Below are 18,413 nucleotides of genomic sequence, written 5' to 3' on the forward strand. Positions count from 1 at the left end.
TCTAATTTACAGAATCCGCAGGTGCCTTTTGATCTTCTTCGTCCACATAGAACACCCCTCCCATATTTCTTATCTGATAATTCGTCATTTGCTGGTTCGAATCAAAACCATATCCGGTGATAATCCGATCCGGTTGCTCGATACGTATGAAACGATCCGAATAAACCTTTTCCGTCGCTTGATTCCAATACAACAGCTCCGTATTGAAACGTTCCCCTTTCCGGTTCTTAATATCAACATGTCCCATCAACTTCCAGAGTTTTTGCTTATCATAATAATAAGCAGTATCCGCTTTTATACTGGCATCCACATTAAACACAGAATCGAACTGTTCCAGATAGACCCCTTTTTCAAAAGCCCAATAGGAAGGCTTCTTGCGGTCGTATACCAGCCATTCGTCAGCATCCATGCGATAGCGCGTCACTCCTGAATCAGAGATATAGGTAACCACGTCCATAGTAGCCATCGAAGGCAATGAATCCCGTTCCGTTATGGCCTCGCCGAGTTTTTTCTCCTTTCCTCCGCAAGAAGGAAATAAAAGAAGCATAACAATTGCCCCAAAGGCAATTGTTATGCTCATATTTTTACTAAATAAAAAGTTACTTTTCTGTTGTAACATATATTATCTGATCGTCGTAGTCTCCCCGATCCATCCACCAATAGTGATACGGTCTCCTGCTTTATAACCCAACATAAAGAGGTCTTTAGCTTCCGGAGTATAAGCTGAATAAGAAGAGATTAACTTATTTGCTTCTTCAGCAACACTGGGATCTACCGCTTTTGCTCTTTGCAACTTGTCAATAGCAGCAAAGAAAGTACATTTATTCAATGCCGGCTCATCGTTCCATTTATAATTACCTGCATACAGCTGCGCAATCAAAATATAAGGAGCCCCAAAGTTCTCATTGAAGCTGATAGCCTTTTGTGCATAACTTCTTGCCTGAGAAAGTTTTTTAGCTGAAGCCAATACACTCGCAGCTTTATAAGCGTTATCCGCTTTCTTTGCATTGTCTGTTTCAAGGTTTATAGCTTCATCAAAAAACTTAACCGAACCGTCGATATCTCCTTTCTTGAATGCCATTGCAGCACAACCTACGGCAGCATCCGCACTCGGTTCCAGTTTGTATGCATATAAAGAAGCCTGCAGATATGCATCACTGTCTTTACAGCCCATTAATGCCATTACCTTGATCACTTCTTTCAGCGCCTCCAGATTAGCCTGGTTAGCTTCAACTTTCGGAGCATATATTTCCTGTAATGATTCACAAGTAGCAGCACCACTGTTAATAAACTGAGCGTCCAATCCTTCTCTTACCGATTTCAAAGCAGTCTTAAGAGCTTCTTTATCTGTATTGGCAATAGCTTCATCCGTATATTGAGTATCAAGCAGATAATCCTTGATAAACTGCTCCTTGTGAGACGGATCAGCTTTCAACTTCTGCAAAGACATATCCAAGAAGAAATGCATTACATTAGGAGAAGCTTCCGCTTTCGTGTTTTCAAGAGATTCTTTAAACCATGCATAAGCTTGGTTCACATCTGGTGACGGAGCATACTGAATATATGCAAGCGCCTTATCTCCAAGCGCATCCGCAACAGAAGGTACTCCTTTCATTCTCGTCTGGAAATCTGGAATATACTTCATACGTACATCATGCGTATGCATCAACTCCTCAAAATACTTTTTATATTCAGGACTGTTCTTATCACTGATTTGTTTCATTAATCCCTCTAAAATCAAGAATCCGTCCTTAAATGTATAATAACGAAGTGTAGGACAAGTTTCCAACACAATCTTCCACGGCGCATAGGCATCCTTGAAGTTACCTGCTTTCACAGCTTCATGTGATACACTACTGTTAGGGATACAGATACTGTCACTCTGTGCCATAACAGAGGTTGCACCCGCCGAAAGGAACAACACAGCCATTAGCGTTTTAATCTTCATTGTATCTAAATTTTAGTTGTTATATAATTTGTCTATTCTTCAATATTAATCCACCTTACGTTTAAAGAACCAACGTTCATTAAATGTAATGCCGATACTGAATCTCAAAATATTTTCATTCAGCATGCCTGCCTGCAAACCTTCCACGCGCACATATTGTGCCGTAACACTGACAATCGAACGTGAACGGGGAACAGGCAAACCAAAACCGGCCGTTACACCATATTCACGAGAAGCTCTTTCACCGGCTTCCGTTTTATAATAAGGAGTCGTATAATACCCTCCCAAACGATATTTTACATGTCCGAAATAGTTTCTTCCTATTTTTGAAGGAATATACTCCGCACCCACAGAAATCTTCGTACGGTCACAAAAAGCGTTCGGTTGATTCATGTACGTTACATCTCCCCATTTCTGCAGACTATAGTCAACACCTACAGTCAGCCGGTCGTCGTATTTATAAGTAACACCTGCCCCGAAGCAATTCGGTGTACCAAATGTCGCTATCGTATCTTTTACGGTAATTACGCTCGTATTTGTCTGCACATAAGTATCATTATTCAAATTGTGCTTCGGGGTAAACACCGCTCCCAGCGTCACAGAATGTTTCTTCCCAATCGGCTGAGTATACTGTATACCAAAATCCAGTTTATAATCACGCACTGACATACCGGTAGTTTCTACATACGAATTCGACACCGTCTGTCCGTAAATATCCGTGTAAGAAGGATAAACCATACCCAATGTCCGTGTGATATCTCCCCAAAAATAAGAGACATTCGCACCGATAGACAGGTTATTCAAAACCTTCACACCCAATCCGACATATAATTGATGCAAACCGCCGTCACCAAGCAATTGTTTTGTATAAGCAGGGCTGGTAGATGTTTCCGAATACGATTGCGACACATTGTATCCCACATTCGAAAAAGGTAACAACCCGATACTCATCGCCACTCTTCTATGCAGACGGAACTGCATGGCAATATAATCAAAGCTGGAATTCTTTACATTCAGCTTTACCGAACCGTCACTTATGTTAGAATTCTGCAAACTCGCCCCACCTTCAAACAAGAATGTCAGCGAATCGATAGCTGTATATGAAGCAGGATTCAACGGATTAATCTGTGAGCCGTCTCGCAATCCAAAAGCAATCCCTCCCATTGCTTTGCTGTTTCCAAAATTCTGATTGACTAAATCGCCATAGCCATATCGTGTATAGGGAGAGTTTGTATTATTTTGAGCGACTGTCACCCCTGCAAAAGCCATGAGCAAAAGCGCACAAAGTGTCTGTTTAAATCCTACCATTATTATAGTTTAAAATTCTATTTAATCCTTTCAACACTAAAAATCTATCTGCAAAGATGACACTTTTTACGTTCGTATCAAAAGAAAAATCATCTCCACCCGTTAAAAAAACCAAAAGTTCAGGATATTTATGTTTCATAGCCGTAATATAACCTGATATTTCATACTCGATTCCTTTCTTCACACCGGCACGTATGGCAGTCTCCGTATCCTTTCCCAAATCCAAAGAACGTCCTTGAGGGTCAACCAGTGGCAGGCGTCCGGTAAATTGATGTAACGCTTTGAAGCGCATCTGCAGCCCCGGTGAAATATTTCCACCATGATATTGTCCTTCAGAATCAATAAATTCATAGGTTATACAGGTACCGGCATCGATCACCAATATATTTCTATCCGGAAATTGTTCATGGGCAGCCACCACAGCCGCCATCCGGTCATACCCCAAAGTATCAGGAGTTTCGTACAAATTGATTACCGGTAAAGGAGTATCTTTATCCAGCCAGAGCAAAGGTATAGGAAGTTTACGCAAACGCTCGGAAACACATTCATTCAGATCGATAACAGTGGCTACAATTCCCTGTTCAACCGGATGCTCAATGCAAATATTCTCCAGGCAATCCAATGACTGATTAGAATCATAAATTACATTCACCATCGTCTCCCCATCAAAAAGGGCTACTTTGGCTATCGTATTTCCTATATCGACAATTAAATTCACTATACTTATCGTTTTTGAGCGTGCAAAGATAGGCATAAAAATTAAAGCATGTAGCACACTTATACAAAAAACTCCCGGGAAGTTCTTTCACCAAACTTCCGGGAGTCTCCTTAAATCAATTATATTTTCTTATTTTAGAATGTCATTGCCTGACCACCTATTACGCCTGCAATAGCACTTGCCACTGCAATAACCACTTTCAAAATTGTATTCCAAACCGTTTTCTTCATATTTCCGTTCTTTTTAATAATTAAGGAGCAAAAGAATCAAGTTCTGCGCAGCCACCTTTTACCCCTCAACTTTCAATTTTCAACTCTCAACTTTTAACTAAATAAGGCTTTCAGCTAAATTAAGCTGCCGGATCTTCTCCTTCTCCGGCTCCCCCGACATTGCTATCCACCACTTTTCCTATCAAGTCGGCATGGGCAAAAGTCATTCCCTGTGTCAATGCACGAGTAGTGCCCACTGCTATCGGACGGAAATATTCGGGAGTAAACCGGCAATGTACCGAGGTGATCTGATTCGGATTCACCTTTTCTTCCGTATCCACCCCTTTTCCTCTCGACCGTATTCCCATGGTAAAAGTTCCCAATCCTTCCAGACGTACAGAATGGCTATTCAACAGATGCACACGCATCACCGAGAGCAGGTTTCGCACCACATTCTGTACATCACCCGGCGTCAGTGAAGCCTTCTCTGCAATCCCTTCCGCCATCGTTTGTGTATTAATCACTTTTTTCATTTTCACCAAAGCCGGATGCCATGTTTTCACCCCCTCCTTATTTGCTTTTGCAGCTTGTATTCCCTTGTAAAATAAAGGCATAGTTACCTCCTGTTTTTAATGTTACCAATCGTTTTTTTCATTCACTTGTTTTGTTGATCAACGATACAAAGGTGAAGTTTTATTTTCAGTGCACCAAGCAAAAAAATACCTCCGAAGCAATTGGCAACGGAGGCATTTTACAATTATCTATATATCAGCATTTTACTTTCACAGATTTTCATCTGATTTTACTTTCCAACCATCTATATTTCTCGTCTTCGAACTAAAATTAACCCCCATTACGATCAATTGCCTTGGATCTTTCCGGAAAGGAACGGCATATCTTTCTTCTATCTGCTTCAAAGCCTCATCGGCCGTACCATCAAATTTAAACTCCATCACATAAACATACTTATCCGTTTTCAATATCATATCGATACGACCATTAGAAGTATGATATTCCGCCTGAACATAAAAGCCGAGTAATTTATAGATGATAAAAAGAACATTCTGATAATGCAACTCCAAATCGCGTACAAGCTCATAAGGAGTATCGGCAAAGAAACTTTGCAAGCGACAGAGAAAAGCATCATAATCGCCGTGCTCTATTTCATAAACAAAACGGGATATATGAAATATGGATTTCCCTTCGTCCATATTGACATAAAAAGGAAGCAGATACTTTATAAAAACCTCTTCCACCTCGCGATTGGGAAATCCCAAACGGTACAGATCGAAGCGTGCGTCATATCCCTTGATAGTCAGATAACCGCTCTGATAGATCACCGGCAGAGGATTTCTTGAAGCAGAATCAATGCTGTTCAACATATCGGAAGTGACTTCATCATGTGCCAAACGCTGCAAGTCATAATGATCACGTTGCAAGAGTTTCACCAGATAAGAAGGAGTACCCGTCTCGAACCAATAACTGCCGAACGACATCTTATAAAATGTATTGAGCAGACTAAAAGGATTGTATATCCCCACGGAGTTGTAAGTGAAATGATAACCATCATAACGTTCCTTTAACTCCTGACACGTCTGTTCATATGTCATCCCTTGAGATTCGGAAAGTTCATACAGATCAGGCTCCAGATCACGGTGAATTTCTGATTCCGTGATGCCACATAGTTCCACGTATCTCCTGTCCATAGAGATATCATTCAGATTATTCAAGTCACTGAACACGCTGACCTTGCCAAACTTCGTGACACCCGTCAAAAGAGCAAAACGGATATAGCCATCCAAACTTTTCAGCACCCCGTAAAAAGGTTTCAATGCATTGCGATATTTCTCCTGCAAGTCCTCGTTACCAATAGTTTGCAACATCGGTTTATCATATTCATCCACCAAAACAACCACCCGCTGTCCTGTCTTCTCAAATGCTTTTTGAATCACCCAATAAAAGCGTTCTTCCGGTGCACGGTCTGCATAAGGGGAATCATATTCTTGCTCCCACTTTTCCAGATGCTTGTTCAACTCTTGCAACAAAGATTCTTCTTTGTCGTATTTCCGGGCATTAAGATCCAAATGCAAAACAGGGTATTTCGTCCAATCTTTCTCCAATTGCTCTATAGCCAAGCCCTGAAACAACTCCTTCTTTCCTTGAAAATAGGCTTCCAAAGTAGAAATAAGCAGACTCTTCCCAAAGCGACGGGGACGGCTCAGAAAATAATATCGACCGGTATTAGCTAATTCATAGACAAGTTTCGTCTTATCAATATAAAAATACCGATCTTTTCTTAAACTTTCAAAGTTCTGTATGCCGATAGGATAAAGCTTAGCCATAACACTTATTCAATTAACGTTTCACTCACAAATATACAGGATTAGTCCCATTTTAATAGCGGATATGACAAAAATAAATTTCCTGTATAAATGGAATACAAATATGATTTTTGAGATCTTTAAAATCAAAGATAGCCAAACTCCTCCATAAAACGGAGAAATTTGGCTATTGATAGCTACATTTGAGATGAAAAGAATGCAGCATCATTATTTTAAAAAGGATACATCCAAATAAAGGCCCTCCTTTAATTTAATAAACCACGCCAGGCCTTATAAAGGAGGGCTACACAAACAAACAATAATATTAAGCAGAATTACTATGATTCACATCAGAGTAATCCGGCATTCCTTACGTCATCTAAATCTTTTTAGTAAGGAAGAAAGCATTGAACGAATTCAATGTTTACTTTATACGGTCGTTTTCTTCTGTTTCCAAACAAAATAGGGAACGCAGAAAAACAAGAAAAGTCCTTTCAGTAAATTCAAAAAAGTACTCATCAAGAGCTTATTTCTTCATACAGTTTTTAATCTCTGTAACTATATAAGTTACATTCTCATCCGTTACACAAGGACCTGCAGGGATACAAAGTCCCTTATTAAACAGTTTCTCGGAAGTACCGTCTATGTAACAGGGATTATTTTTGAATACCGGTTGCAAATGCATAGGTTTCCACAACGGTCGTGTCTCGATACCCTTAGTATCAAGAGTTACCCGCAGTTCTTCATAATCAAACCCCGTAAGTTCCTTATCGATCAGAATTGTGCACAACCAATAATTCGCATTAAAACGGCTGTCCGGATTAGACATTAAAGTAATACCTTCCATATCGGCAAAAGCCTTCTCGTACAAATCATGTACATGCCGGTGATGGGCGATATGGTCATCCAGAACCGTCATCTGCCCACGACCGATACCGGCACAGATATTACTCATACGATAATTATATCCGATATGTTCGTGTTGGTAGTACGGAAACGGTTCACGAGCCTGAGTAGCATAATACATCGTCTGTTTCTTGGCAGCTTCATCCGCTACGACCAAAGCGCCTCCACCGGAAGTCGTGATCATTTTATTACCATTAAAACTCAAAGCGCCGAATGTACCGAACGTACCACATTTGCGCCCATTAAATTCCGAGCCTAAAGCCTCCGCAGCATCCTCTAATACAGGTATTTCATATTTCTCAGCTATCGCACAAATCTCATCGATCTTTGCCGGCATGCCATAAAGATGAACGGGAATGATCGCTTTGGGCTTCTTACCTGTCTTCGCCATCCGGTCTTTAATCGCTTTTTCCAAAAGAACCGGACTCATATTCCAGGTATCCTCTTCACTATCCACAAATACAGGTGTAGCGCCTAAGTAAGTAACCGGATTGGCGGAAGCACAAAAGGTAAAAGACTGACAGACCACCTCATCACCGGACTGTATCCCCAATTGGATCAATGCCAAATGGATAGCAGCCGTACCGGCAGACAAGGCCACTACTTTTTTATTATCACCTACAAAACTTTCAAGTTCTTCCTCAAAAGCATTCACATTAGGACCAAGAGGAACTACCCAGTTGGTATCAAAGGCTTCCTTTATAAAACCCTGTTCTTTACCGCTCATATGAGCGAGACAAAGATAAATTCGTTTGTCCATTGTTCTATTATTACTTAATTAGTTACAGATTCGACATTCCCATGACCAGGAAAGATTTTTGTTATATCAGCAAGAGTCAATATTATTTCTGTAGATTTTGCAGCTTCTATCCGATTACTCTTAGGAAAAGTCGTCACGACTTTTAAGCCGGGTATGTAAGAGTCTCCCGTAAACAACCAACTACCAATTTTGTAAGTCAAACAACTCCAATCATGACCAGGTGTTTTAATTATGTGTAACATAACACCAGGCCACAACTCCATTATCTGTTTATCCGACAAAATACACACATTACTTCCCGCATAAATAAACGGACAATGGTGATATCGAGAAAAATTCCATTTATCAGAATACAATCCTTCCCGGCCTTCCGGTGAAGTGAAAACTATCATATCCGGATACCTATCCAGTAATTGATTCAATCCATAAATATGGTCAAAATGAGTGTGAGTCAACAATACCCCTTTCAACTTTTTTGAATGTTCTTCAATCCATCGGATAATAACGTCCGCATCTCCTACATCCACCAACCATGCTTCATCGTGCTGAAACCGGTACAATATGTAAGAATTCGAAGCATATACCCTATTTACAATTTGCGTCACTTCCATGTCACCTGGCAGTATATCCTCCATCGACACACAAATCAATACCTGTCACCCATTTTGAAGCATCGGACAAAAGGTAAATACATGCATTAGCTACGTCTTCCGTTTCACCCAACCCAAGGAGATGCTGCTGTTCTAAAACAGCTCTTCTTTCGGGATCAGCAATATGAGGTAAATTATAATTAATAGGAGTAATAACAACTCCAGGAGAAACCGTGTTAACACGGATCTTTTTCTTTGCAAGTTCACAAGCCAGAGATCGTGTACCGGAAACTAATGCCCCCTTAGTCATCCCATATAAAGATTTTCCATTTTCACCGACCTTTCCCATTACAGAAGAAAAAAAGACAATGCTCCCCCCTTCCTTTGAGAAGTTCCCCATCTTACAAACCTCCCTTGTCAGATTATAGGCTGAGAAAACATTTGCTTGAAAGAACTCATCCAATTTCTCAGGAGTAACCAACTTTAAAGGTAACGTGGTCGAGATTCCCGCACAATGTAATACTCCGCTAATTCTTCCAACCTGACTTACGATATTCTTAACCACCAACTCTACCGTGGCATACTCTGTCAAATCAACAGGAATAATAACATGCTTATCCGGATTATCCATTATTGATAGAGTCTCATGTAACCGTTGTTCATTACGCGCCAACAGAACTACAGTTGCCCCCATCCGGCTACAACTTACAGCACATTGTCTGCCTATACCGGAAGAAGCACCGGTCACACAAATCACCTTATTACTCAGATCAAAGGGATTCATACCTCCACGATATCACTAATTTTACAATTATTGAAGTTAATTATTGCAGTAGCCCAAGTCATACCAACCCCAAAAGCGCTCAATAATAACTTCTTATCACCATCCAATTTCCCTCTAAGCTCGCTTACAATGGTCAAAGGGACAGAAACAGATGAAGTGTTTCCGTATTTGGCTATAGTAGAAGGAATCTTAGTTGTGTCCAACTTAAGCTTTTTAGCCAGATAAGAATTAATAAAGTTATTCGCCTGATGAAAAACCATATAATCAAATTCATCCTTATCAGTTTCCGCATATGCAAGCAGTGCCTTAATATCTTTAGGAATTTCCCTTATCACAAAATTAAAGACATCCCCTCCATACATATATCCCTGTTCCTCACTACGTATATTACCATACTCATCAACAACGCGCTCTTTCACAGTCTCTACAGAACTCATTTTTCGGTAACCTCCCGCATCAACCTTAATAAGTCCTTCACGTGATCCGTCCGAATTCAGTGAGAAATAACTTTTACCAAAACATTCACCTCTCTCTACCAATGCAGCTACCCCTCCATCGCCAAAAAGAAATGCAGTACGTCTATCTTTTGGAGAGTAAACTTTAGAGCGTGTTTCCCCATCCAAAATCAAAGCCTTACGCAATCCTTTTTGTTGCATCAAAGCGTATACCACACTCATGCCATACATAAATGCCGAGCAACCTAAATTTATATCAAACGCAATCGTAGAGTTAGACAAGTGCAACCGATCCTGCAAAATAACCGAAGTAGCCGGCATTCTATAATCAGGGGTTTGAGATATGAACACAAGCAAATCTATTTCCGATCGATCTATATTATTATCGGCAATCAACTTTTCAGCCGCAGCATAACACAAATCGGAAGAACAGGTATTCTCATCAGCAAACCGACGTTCAAATATTCCCACTTTATCCACAACCTCTTTTACCTGATCAGCCGGAAAATACTGGGTATACTCATAATTATTTATCACAGTGCGAGGTACAGCTGCCGCCAGTGCAGTAATACCTACTCCTTCATATTGCAAAAAGGCCATTATTATTTTTTTATTGCAGCGTTATACAAATCTCCAATTGTCTGTAGTTTACGAAAATCAGCTTCTTCTATTTGGCAATCGTACTCCTCGTCCAGCATTGCAATAACAGACAAATAAGCTAATGAGCTCCATTCTTCATATTCCCGAAAATTATCATTCATATTTATTTCACGGTCTTCAATTTCCAAAACATCTTTGATTAATTCTATAAATTTCTCTTCCATAACGTTTATTTTATTGATTAGTTATTGTATTCTTATCATTTTCGCTGGGTTACCAAAATAACTCATGCCGTCTTTTGTTTTTCTCATAACAACGCTTCCGGTCCCTATCCTCACACTATTTCCTATTGTCAAACCTTGCAATACAGTACATCTGACTCCTAGAAAGTTAGCATTACCGATATTTGTTTCTCCGGATATTCGAACCTCCGGCTGCATCACGTTACAATCTCCGATTGTAACATCATGTCCCAATGAGACACAGCCATTCATCAGATTGAAATTTCCGATCGTGACACCGCAACTTACCCTTCCTCCGAATGTAATTACATTTCCCTGTCCGATACGAATTGACTCCTCATCAAAAAAAAGAACATTAGGTGCTATAATGTTAGGAAAATAGATACAAGGATTATGAATCCTGCCTGTGATGTTTTGCAATACAGCAGGAGAAGCAATAGCCATTACAATAGCAAGTGGTGATCCATTGTACTGATTTACAGTTTCCATATTCCCCAAAACCCTGCCATATTTATTCGCTTCTCCAACAGAATGCCCGTCATCAAAATAGCCGATAAAATTCCATGTCGGAGTAGCTTGATTGATGGCATTGATGACACAAGCTATTTCCCGGCCAAATCCACCAAATCCATAAATTGCAATATCTTTCATAATCTGCTAATTCTTACCATTAAAAGGTTCCATCGTGGTCTGCCCTTCCTGAGAAATCCCCTCCCGTATGAATACCTTTTTTATTGTTTTAAAAATAATACACAGATCCAGCCATAACGAACAATGATCTACATACCACACGTCAAGTTCAAACTTCTTTGTCCAACTGATTGCATTACGCCCATTCACCTGTGCCCAGCCGGTAATACCGGGACGGACTTCATGCCTGCGCGCCTGTTCCTTCGAATAAAGCGGAAGATAACGAACCAGTAACGGCCTGGGACCAATCAATGCCATGTCGCCTTTCAATACATTGATTAACTGAGGAAGTTCATCAACAGAAGTAGAACGAACCAATTTGCCGATTTTAGTAATTCGCTGAGAGTCCGGTAATAATTTGCCATCGGCACCCCGTTCATCGGTCATTGTTTTAAACTTAATTACTTTAAAGATTTTTTCATTTTTCCCTGGACGTTCCTGAAAAAAGAAAATTCCAGCTCCTTTGTTGGCAAAATGGAGCCAAATACTTATAATAAGTAAAAAAGGCCAAATAAGCAGAAGAACTATTAAAACAATGATAAAGTCAATTGCACGTTTAAAACAGTTTTTATACATAATTTTGTGCATTTCGATATGTAAAATCTTTCGCTGCATTGAATGAATTGCCACTCAATCGTTTCTGCAATTCCGAATTGTTTTTTAAAGTTAAAATATAGTCCGCCATTAAACGAACCTGTTCCTTATCAAAACAAGCCCCATTATCATAACGATCCACCAAGTGTGCCAATTCCGAACATTTAGGTGCTATACATAACAATGGAGCTCCTACAGCCAATAAATTGTACGTTTTACTAGGTACGCTCACTTGTGCCGTTTCATCATTCAAGGTCACCACTCCCACATCAGCAGCAGCCAATGAATAAGGTAATGTATCCCTATCCTGCCATGTAAAGAAACGGCATGAAGACAATCCATACTCTTTCGTCAGGTTAATCAGAGTCTCTTTCTTTTTTCCCTCTCCAATTATTAAAAACTGAATATCAACTTCGTTTTTAAGCAAACGTGCAACTTCTATCAAACACTCCACATTATGTGTATATCCAATATTGCCAGAGTACAAAACGATAAACTTTTCACCCAAAGAATGCTTATGTAAAAACAAATTGTCATTTTTCTTTACAGGACGAAATTTTTCAGATGCAGTCCAATTAGGAATCACACGAATCCGGCCTTTATCCACATACTTCTCCAAAACTTTCCTCATACCTTCACTTAACGTAATTACGTTTAATGCTTTGGAGAAGACAATTCGATTCCATCCTATCCACCATTCATACAAAAAATTACTTTCCTTTATGCCTATATTCCGCAATGCATCTGGATATATATCATACACGATCACCGAAAAAGGATGACGAAGTAATAAAGGCAACAAATAACACATAGGCGGGTTAGTAACATACACTATTTCATATCCCCTATAATTAAATAAGAGTTTAAAAAAAATTTGTATGGTTCCCCAACACCATGTAAAAATCCTTTTCAAAGAAGAATCTCTGTTGTATGCTATTATTTTATCTACTTCTACCCCATCTTTCAGAGAACGTTCCGTTACCTTGATACTGCCTGCCATTAAAGAAACGCGATCGTATTTACTTGCATAGGCATTAACAATATCAACCATTAAATATCCTGTACTCTGATTGATCAGAACTACTTTTTTCATTTCTGTTCCGAAGCTATTAAATCCCCCAATTCGCTCGATGTCATAAACTCTATATCCGGCCATTTTTTAAGCATTCTGCTCAATAACTCTTCCAACTTCTTCAATGATCTTTCCCTGTTTTCCGAGTGCAGAAAGCCAATATAATTCACACGGTGAGAACTGATAGTAGCCGGTTTACGCCACAAAAATGCAACTTCCATCTCTTTCAGACAATTCCCCACCCAATCCGTACTGGCAGGGCTTTCCATACTGGAAGGCTCAAAAAAACAGTTACGTGTCAGATAAATCTGCCCTACCCCATTCTTTTGTCCCAAAAAACGTATATGCTTTTTAAATTCCCCATTACCTAAAGGTTCCATCTGAATTTTTCCGGAATTAACATACCTCACCCCGTTATCAAACAGAACTTTTTCCAACGAATTATTAAAAGGTCCATTAGTAGGAACAAAATACTTCGAACGATAACCGTATAGTCTTTCAAATAGATCCAATCCTGTATTTAAGACCTCCTCCATATAAGGAAGGTCATCCATCGTATCCAAATCGAATGCCGCTTGAAATTTGGGTATCGGTTCTCCATCAATTCCATTATAGATTCCTGTAACGCCATTTTCAAAAGCAAGTAAAGTAGAACGATGCCCACTTCTTAAAGCACGTAGCCAACGTTGTACATTCAGATGCTCACGTCCATGAAAAATAGGGACAAACAATCGTTTCTCAATACCTTCTTTCCATAATTCATACACCCTGTCATGAGCCGGATAACGTTTTAAAGTTTCCGTATAAGGTTCATAAAAATATTCCGTATATCCGGTTTCTTTAATTCGCTCAAATACCGGATTGGCGACAACGTTCACTCCCGTCATTACCGGTGCTTTCCCATTCTTATCCTTAAAATTAGATAACGTTTCAAACAAGCACTCCAAATCACGATTGCTTTCCAATGAGTCATACAAATTATAATGATTGCGATCCTCTCTCATACCTGCTTTTAATAAATTTTTAAAAGCTTCTAAAGAAGACATCCGAATGCTACCCCAATCGTCAGATTCAATAACGACTATTTTTCTATTTGTACGCCATCCCGGTATATTGCTGACATGTACCGACAATAAAGATTTCCATGTATTTCTATACATAATTATAATAACGCTTTATATAGTTCTATATAATCCTGATAACGTTCTTCTTTATTGAAAAGAAGTTCGGCACGTTGCCTGCAAAAAGTCTGATAATATATTCTATCTCCGCTTAAAACCTCTGATATAGCTTGATATAAAGCTGAAATATTCCCTTTTTCAACCACTCGTCCTGTATCTTGCGAGATAGCTTCCGGACTCCCCCCGGTTTGATATGTAATCACAGGGGTTCCACAGGCCAAAGCCTCTATATTAGTTGTAGGAAAATTATCTACCCAAGTAGGATTAACAAAAACATCTGCCATTGAATATAGCGCGGCTAACTCATGCACATTTTCTGTGCGATTAATCCCTATTATTCCTTTTGGCAAACATCGAATTTGTCCTGAACTTAATCCTACCAATACAATCTGTTCGTTTTTTGCCAGTAATTGGTTTAGTTGGACAAAATCGGCTAATCCTTTTCTACGATCCCATATACTGGCAACTCCTAAAATAATTTTGTTATTAACATCCAGACCATACTTTATCTTTATACTTTCAGAAACTACAGGTTTGAAAACAGCTAAATCCACTCCATTATGAATTACCCTCACCGGATACGCACTCAAAAAGGAACGTTTAACAATATTCTTTAACCAATGGGACGGAGTCACAAAAGTTATATTATCAACAGATGTAAAAGTTTGCTTTTTTCTAACAAAATTATCTTTCGACCTGTCTACGAACATGGTAGCAGGATACCCTTTCAAATTGGGACACTTATGACATTCCGTTTCCCACTTATTACAGTTCACATAATCAAAATAGGAACAATGTCCGGTCATTGGCCAGCAATCATGTAATGTCCAAACGACCGGTATTTTTGTCTGAGATAAATAACGAAATAATATTTCTACATTCAAGTAATAACCGTGCAAATTATGAAAATGAATAATATCCGGATTTATTCTTTCCAGTTCAGCAATAAGCTTTTTGGTTACACGAGTAGAAGAAAAGCCGTGCCCATCCCACAACCGAGTAGCCAAAACATGACATTTCACATCCCAATCATCTCCTATACGGATAAGAGTAGATTGACTATCTCTAGCTACCCTACCGTAAGCAATGTAACTCTCCATCCCATTACTAATGGCAGTTCTACCGATTTCTTCTGCAATACGTCCGGTACTGCCAGTATTCACGGTAGTATTTAGTTGAAGAATTTTCATTTCAAATTATAAATTTCTGTACTACATTTTCCGGTAATACATTATGAGCAAATCTAAAAGGTAGATTCTCATATTTCAATAAGTCAATATATTCCAAAGCCCATTTCAAATTAAATACATCAATTTCTGAATCACCAGTATTAGATGTTATAATTCCGTCCTCAGCTATATAATAACCTTTTAACCGAGGATTATATTTTTCCACACAATTCAAGATTTCCCATACACCCTCTGAAGAATTTGTAGAAATAACAGGAGTATTCAAAAACAAAGACTCTATTAATACACCAGGTAATCCTTCACTAAAAGAACAGGAAACTAAAACTTTAGCCATTCTCATATACTTATAAGGATTTTTTCTTACTCCCAAATAATGTACATTTTCAGTTATTCCCATTCGAGCCGCCATTGTATCCAATCCATCCCACAAATGATCAGTATCTGTACCGATATATACCAAATGATATGAATTTTGCAATAAATTAGATTCTCCGAATGCCCTTAATAATCTCTCTGGAGCCTTATTTCTATCCAATCGACCACAATAAAGAACCACAGGGTTTTTAAATATCTTTTTTTCCTCATCATTCAAAGACTCAACAGATAAAGTAGAGATTCTATCCGTATCGTGAATGTTATATACTACTTCTACTTTCTTGGATGATATAAATGGAAAGGATTCCAAAATGGATCTTTTCACCTCATTACTAACACAATATAATTTATCCAAAAAAGGATATACTATATTATAAATTAACAGAGTCGATAAATATACAAACATTCCCAAAGGCTTCACTTGTTGGTGAGGAGAGTGAAATATTCCTATTTTAAAATCTCCTCCTCCAGTAAAGACATTTATCGTAGAACAACTAAATAAAGTAGAAATAGTAATATCCGGAACGAAATTCTTTTTGATTTTTTTTAACCAAATAAATTGTCTAATAGCTTCCCTAAAACGTTGTATCCCCGATGAAACATAATCGACACACCATTCACAATCTTCAAATTCTTTAAATCCGTCCGAATATTTATGAATTACTACACATTTTACAACTATGTTTTCAACCTTTCGTAATGCAGTATATACATTCAATGAGCACAAAGCTATTGTCCCTTTATTACTTGGCACAACAATAAGTACTTTTTTTTTCATTACATCAATTGAAGTTTACTTTCATACCATCTTTCTTGATAATTTTTGCAGGAATTCCAGAAACGACACAATTATCCGGTATATCTTTTACCACTACTGAGTTCGGAGCTATAATCACGTTATTCCCAATAGAAACTTTACCTATAATCTTTGCCCCTAAAGCAATCTCCACATTATCTCCAATGGTTGGTACGTTATCAAAAGTATGTTTCGTTCCTATTACTACTCCTGGAGTTATTATGCAATTTTTCCCTACTCGTGATCTTGCTACAACTATAAGAAAACCAATATGAGGTATATACAAACCCGGTCCGCAGGTATTTATACCAATCCTCATTTTTGTTCTAAAACATAAACGTCTATAATTCCAAAAGGCATAATAATATTCTATCTTCCGAAAAATATTTTTCTTTATATTAGTTAAATACTCCAAACGGCGTAAAACTCTCAGATACTTCAATGTCTGATAATTCTCACTGAATATAAAACGATCTATAAACCTTACATGATATCGTTTCAAATCCTCTGCAAGATAATACTTGTAGTCAACTTTATTCCTTATCATATTAATTACCTACTATATTTCTTCCTAACTCATCAGAAGATATAAATTCAACATCAGGCCATTTTTTCACAATCCCATTTAATAGCTTTCGAAATAGAATCAAATTTCCATCCCTATTTTGGCTATCTATATTTCCAATAAAATTCAACCTATGCGAACTTATTACTGCCGCTTTTCCCCACCTAAAAGCAATATTAATTCGTGATAAGCACTCATCTACCACATCAAACTTACCTCTAAAATGGGACGGTTCAAAAAAACAATTCCGCATCAAATACACCTGACCTAATTTAGTTCTCTTTCCTTGATAATTATTTTTCTTAAAATAAAATTTTGTTCCCGAATCAAGAGGAATACGTTGTGATACTAATCCTTGAATATATTTAACCCCATTTAAGTTCAAACTTGATTCAATAAGAGGACTCCATGTATATGTAGTAGCAATAAAAGATTCCGAACGGTATCCAAATAAATTTTCAAATAAGTCTAAACCTTCTTTAATTATCTTATCATATCGCTTAATATCATCTTTCTCTGCAGAGTCAAATGCTCCCATATAATTACCTTGTATACTCTGATTCACTTTAGAAGTCAACCCAAAAGTACCTAATTCAAATGCCCTTTTAGTAACAAGGTCTTTCCCTTCTCGAAGTACAGAAAGCCATTTTTTTACATTCAAATGCTCTCTCCCGTGAAACTGTGGATGAAAAATACCTTCTTTAATCCCTTCTTTCCATAAATCAAAGACACGCTCATGAGCAGGACTATTTGCCATAGTCACAGTAATTGGTTCATAAAAATACTCACAAAAATCAGCTTCCCGTATCTTTCTGAAATCAGGATTAGCTACTACTGCATCAGCTGTAAATACAGCATAATTACCATTTTTATCCTTAACAGAAGTCAATACATCAAACAATGCTTCCAGATCTTCCTTATTCGCTAAACTATCATATCGACAATAAGGATCATTATCTACCCTAATTCCTTCCTTTAAAAACTGATTATAAGCCTCCTTAGATGGCATACGTATAGCTCCCCAATCATCCGATTCAATAACCACTAATTTACGCTTAGTATACCAACCGGGAATATTAATTAAATTATGTGATAGTGTCTTTATCATT

General features: G+C 38.2%; 20 protein-coding genes. All 20 read right to left on the reverse strand.

Features of this window, described 5'->3' with window-relative positions; genetic code table 11:
- Position 1: 1 nt before the first annotated feature.
- Positions 2–580 carry an LPS export ABC transporter periplasmic protein LptC gene (gene lptC / locus HMPREF1532_RS03450; protein WP_005924867.1) on the reverse strand — a complete coding sequence of 193 codons (579 nt, stop codon included), beginning with the start codon at positions 578–580 and terminating at the stop codon, positions 2–4.
- Between the two features lie 42 nt (positions 581–622).
- The gene (locus HMPREF1532_RS03455; RefSeq protein ID WP_005924869.1) at positions 623–1,948 is read right to left on the reverse strand and encodes a hypothetical protein; all 1,326 of its coding nucleotides are present in this window, start codon (positions 1,946–1,948) and stop codon (positions 623–625) included.
- A 45-nt stretch (positions 1,949–1,993) separates the two neighbouring features.
- Positions 1,994–3,256 (reverse strand): BamG family beta-barrel-assembly machinery protein, encoded by a 1,263-nt coding sequence (bamG, locus tag HMPREF1532_RS03460; RefSeq protein ID WP_005924871.1) that lies wholly within the window; start codon positions 3,254–3,256, stop codon positions 1,994–1,996.
- Positions 3,243–3,974, reverse strand: coding sequence for a type III pantothenate kinase (locus HMPREF1532_RS03465; protein WP_025819658.1), 732 nt, complete (start codon positions 3,972–3,974; stop codon positions 3,243–3,245). Before HMPREF1532_RS03465 ends, bamG begins: the two co-directional genes overlap by 14 nt.
- Positions 3,975–4,108: 134 nt before the next feature.
- On the reverse strand, positions 4,109–4,204 hold the full coding sequence (locus HMPREF1532_RS21240; protein ID WP_005924877.1) for a smalltalk protein: 96 nt from the start codon (positions 4,202–4,204) through the stop codon (positions 4,109–4,111).
- Between the two features lie 119 nt (positions 4,205–4,323).
- Positions 4,324–4,797, reverse strand: coding sequence for an HU family DNA-binding protein (locus HMPREF1532_RS03470; RefSeq protein ID WP_005924880.1), 474 nt, complete (start codon positions 4,795–4,797; stop codon positions 4,324–4,326).
- Positions 4,798–4,965: 168 nt separating this feature from the next.
- Positions 4,966–6,525: an ATP-binding protein gene (locus HMPREF1532_RS03475; RefSeq protein WP_005924883.1), complete on the reverse strand. Its 1,560-nt coding sequence runs from the start codon at positions 6,523–6,525 to the stop codon at positions 4,966–4,968.
- A gap of 505 nt (positions 6,526–7,030) precedes the next feature.
- Positions 7,031–8,170, reverse strand: a complete 1,140-nt coding sequence (locus HMPREF1532_RS03480; RefSeq protein ID WP_005924886.1) for a DegT/DnrJ/EryC1/StrS family aminotransferase — start codon at positions 8,168–8,170, stop codon at positions 7,031–7,033.
- A gap of 14 nt (positions 8,171–8,184) precedes the next feature.
- Positions 8,185–8,805, reverse strand: a complete 621-nt coding sequence (locus tag HMPREF1532_RS03485; RefSeq protein ID WP_005924889.1) for an MBL fold metallo-hydrolase — start codon at positions 8,803–8,805, stop codon at positions 8,185–8,187.
- Positions 8,783–9,544: an SDR family NAD(P)-dependent oxidoreductase gene (locus HMPREF1532_RS03490; protein WP_005924892.1), complete on the reverse strand. Its 762-nt coding sequence runs from the start codon at positions 9,542–9,544 to the stop codon at positions 8,783–8,785. The genes HMPREF1532_RS03485 and HMPREF1532_RS03490 overlap by 23 nt, the downstream gene beginning before the upstream one ends.
- The gene (locus HMPREF1532_RS03495; RefSeq protein ID WP_005924895.1) at positions 9,541–10,599 is read right to left on the reverse strand and encodes a 3-oxoacyl-ACP synthase III family protein; all 1,059 of its coding nucleotides are present in this window, start codon (positions 10,597–10,599) and stop codon (positions 9,541–9,543) included. Before HMPREF1532_RS03495 ends, HMPREF1532_RS03490 begins: the two co-directional genes overlap by 4 nt.
- A gap of 2 nt (positions 10,600–10,601) precedes the next feature.
- Positions 10,602–10,823 carry an acyl carrier protein gene (locus HMPREF1532_RS03500; RefSeq protein WP_005924898.1) on the reverse strand — a complete coding sequence of 74 codons (222 nt, stop codon included), beginning with the start codon at positions 10,821–10,823 and terminating at the stop codon, positions 10,602–10,604.
- A 21-nt stretch (positions 10,824–10,844) separates the two neighbouring features.
- A complete protein-coding gene (locus HMPREF1532_RS03505; protein WP_005924901.1) occupies positions 10,845–11,492 on the reverse strand; it encodes an acetyltransferase in 648 nt (215 codons plus the stop codon).
- A gap of 6 nt (positions 11,493–11,498) precedes the next feature.
- Complete coding sequence (locus HMPREF1532_RS03510; protein ID WP_005924903.1) at positions 11,499–12,107, reverse strand: sugar transferase; 609 nt, start codon at positions 12,105–12,107, stop codon at positions 11,499–11,501.
- Positions 12,100–13,218: a glycosyltransferase family 4 protein gene (locus HMPREF1532_RS03515; RefSeq protein WP_005924906.1), complete on the reverse strand. Its 1,119-nt coding sequence runs from the start codon at positions 13,216–13,218 to the stop codon at positions 12,100–12,102. Before HMPREF1532_RS03515 ends, HMPREF1532_RS03510 begins: the two co-directional genes overlap by 8 nt.
- Positions 13,215–14,357, reverse strand: coding sequence for a polysaccharide deacetylase family protein (locus tag HMPREF1532_RS03520; RefSeq protein WP_005924909.1), 1,143 nt, complete (start codon positions 14,355–14,357; stop codon positions 13,215–13,217). The genes HMPREF1532_RS03515 and HMPREF1532_RS03520 overlap by 4 nt, the downstream gene beginning before the upstream one ends.
- A 2-nt stretch (positions 14,358–14,359) precedes the next feature.
- Positions 14,360–15,568, reverse strand: coding sequence for a glycosyltransferase family 4 protein (locus HMPREF1532_RS03525; protein ID WP_005924912.1), 1,209 nt, complete (start codon positions 15,566–15,568; stop codon positions 14,360–14,362).
- A 1-nt stretch (position 15,569) separates the two neighbouring features.
- The gene (locus HMPREF1532_RS03530) at positions 15,570–16,721 is read right to left on the reverse strand and encodes a glycosyltransferase (protein ID WP_005924915.1); all 1,152 of its coding nucleotides are present in this window, start codon (positions 16,719–16,721) and stop codon (positions 15,570–15,572) included.
- Between the two features lie 4 nt (positions 16,722–16,725).
- Positions 16,726–17,286 (reverse strand): serine acetyltransferase, encoded by a 561-nt coding sequence (locus HMPREF1532_RS03535; protein WP_005924918.1) that lies wholly within the window; start codon positions 17,284–17,286, stop codon positions 16,726–16,728.
- A gap of 1 nt (position 17,287) precedes the next feature.
- Positions 17,288–18,412 (reverse strand): hypothetical protein, encoded by a 1,125-nt coding sequence (locus tag HMPREF1532_RS03540; RefSeq protein WP_227097001.1) that lies wholly within the window; start codon positions 18,410–18,412, stop codon positions 17,288–17,290.
- Between the last annotated feature and the right edge of the window lies 1 nt (position 18,413).

The sequence above is a fragment of the Bacteroides salyersiae WAL 10018 = DSM 18765 = JCM 12988 genome, from assembly GCF_000381365.1.
GTDB classification, from domain to species: domain Bacteria; phylum Bacteroidota; class Bacteroidia; order Bacteroidales; family Bacteroidaceae; genus Bacteroides; species Bacteroides salyersiae.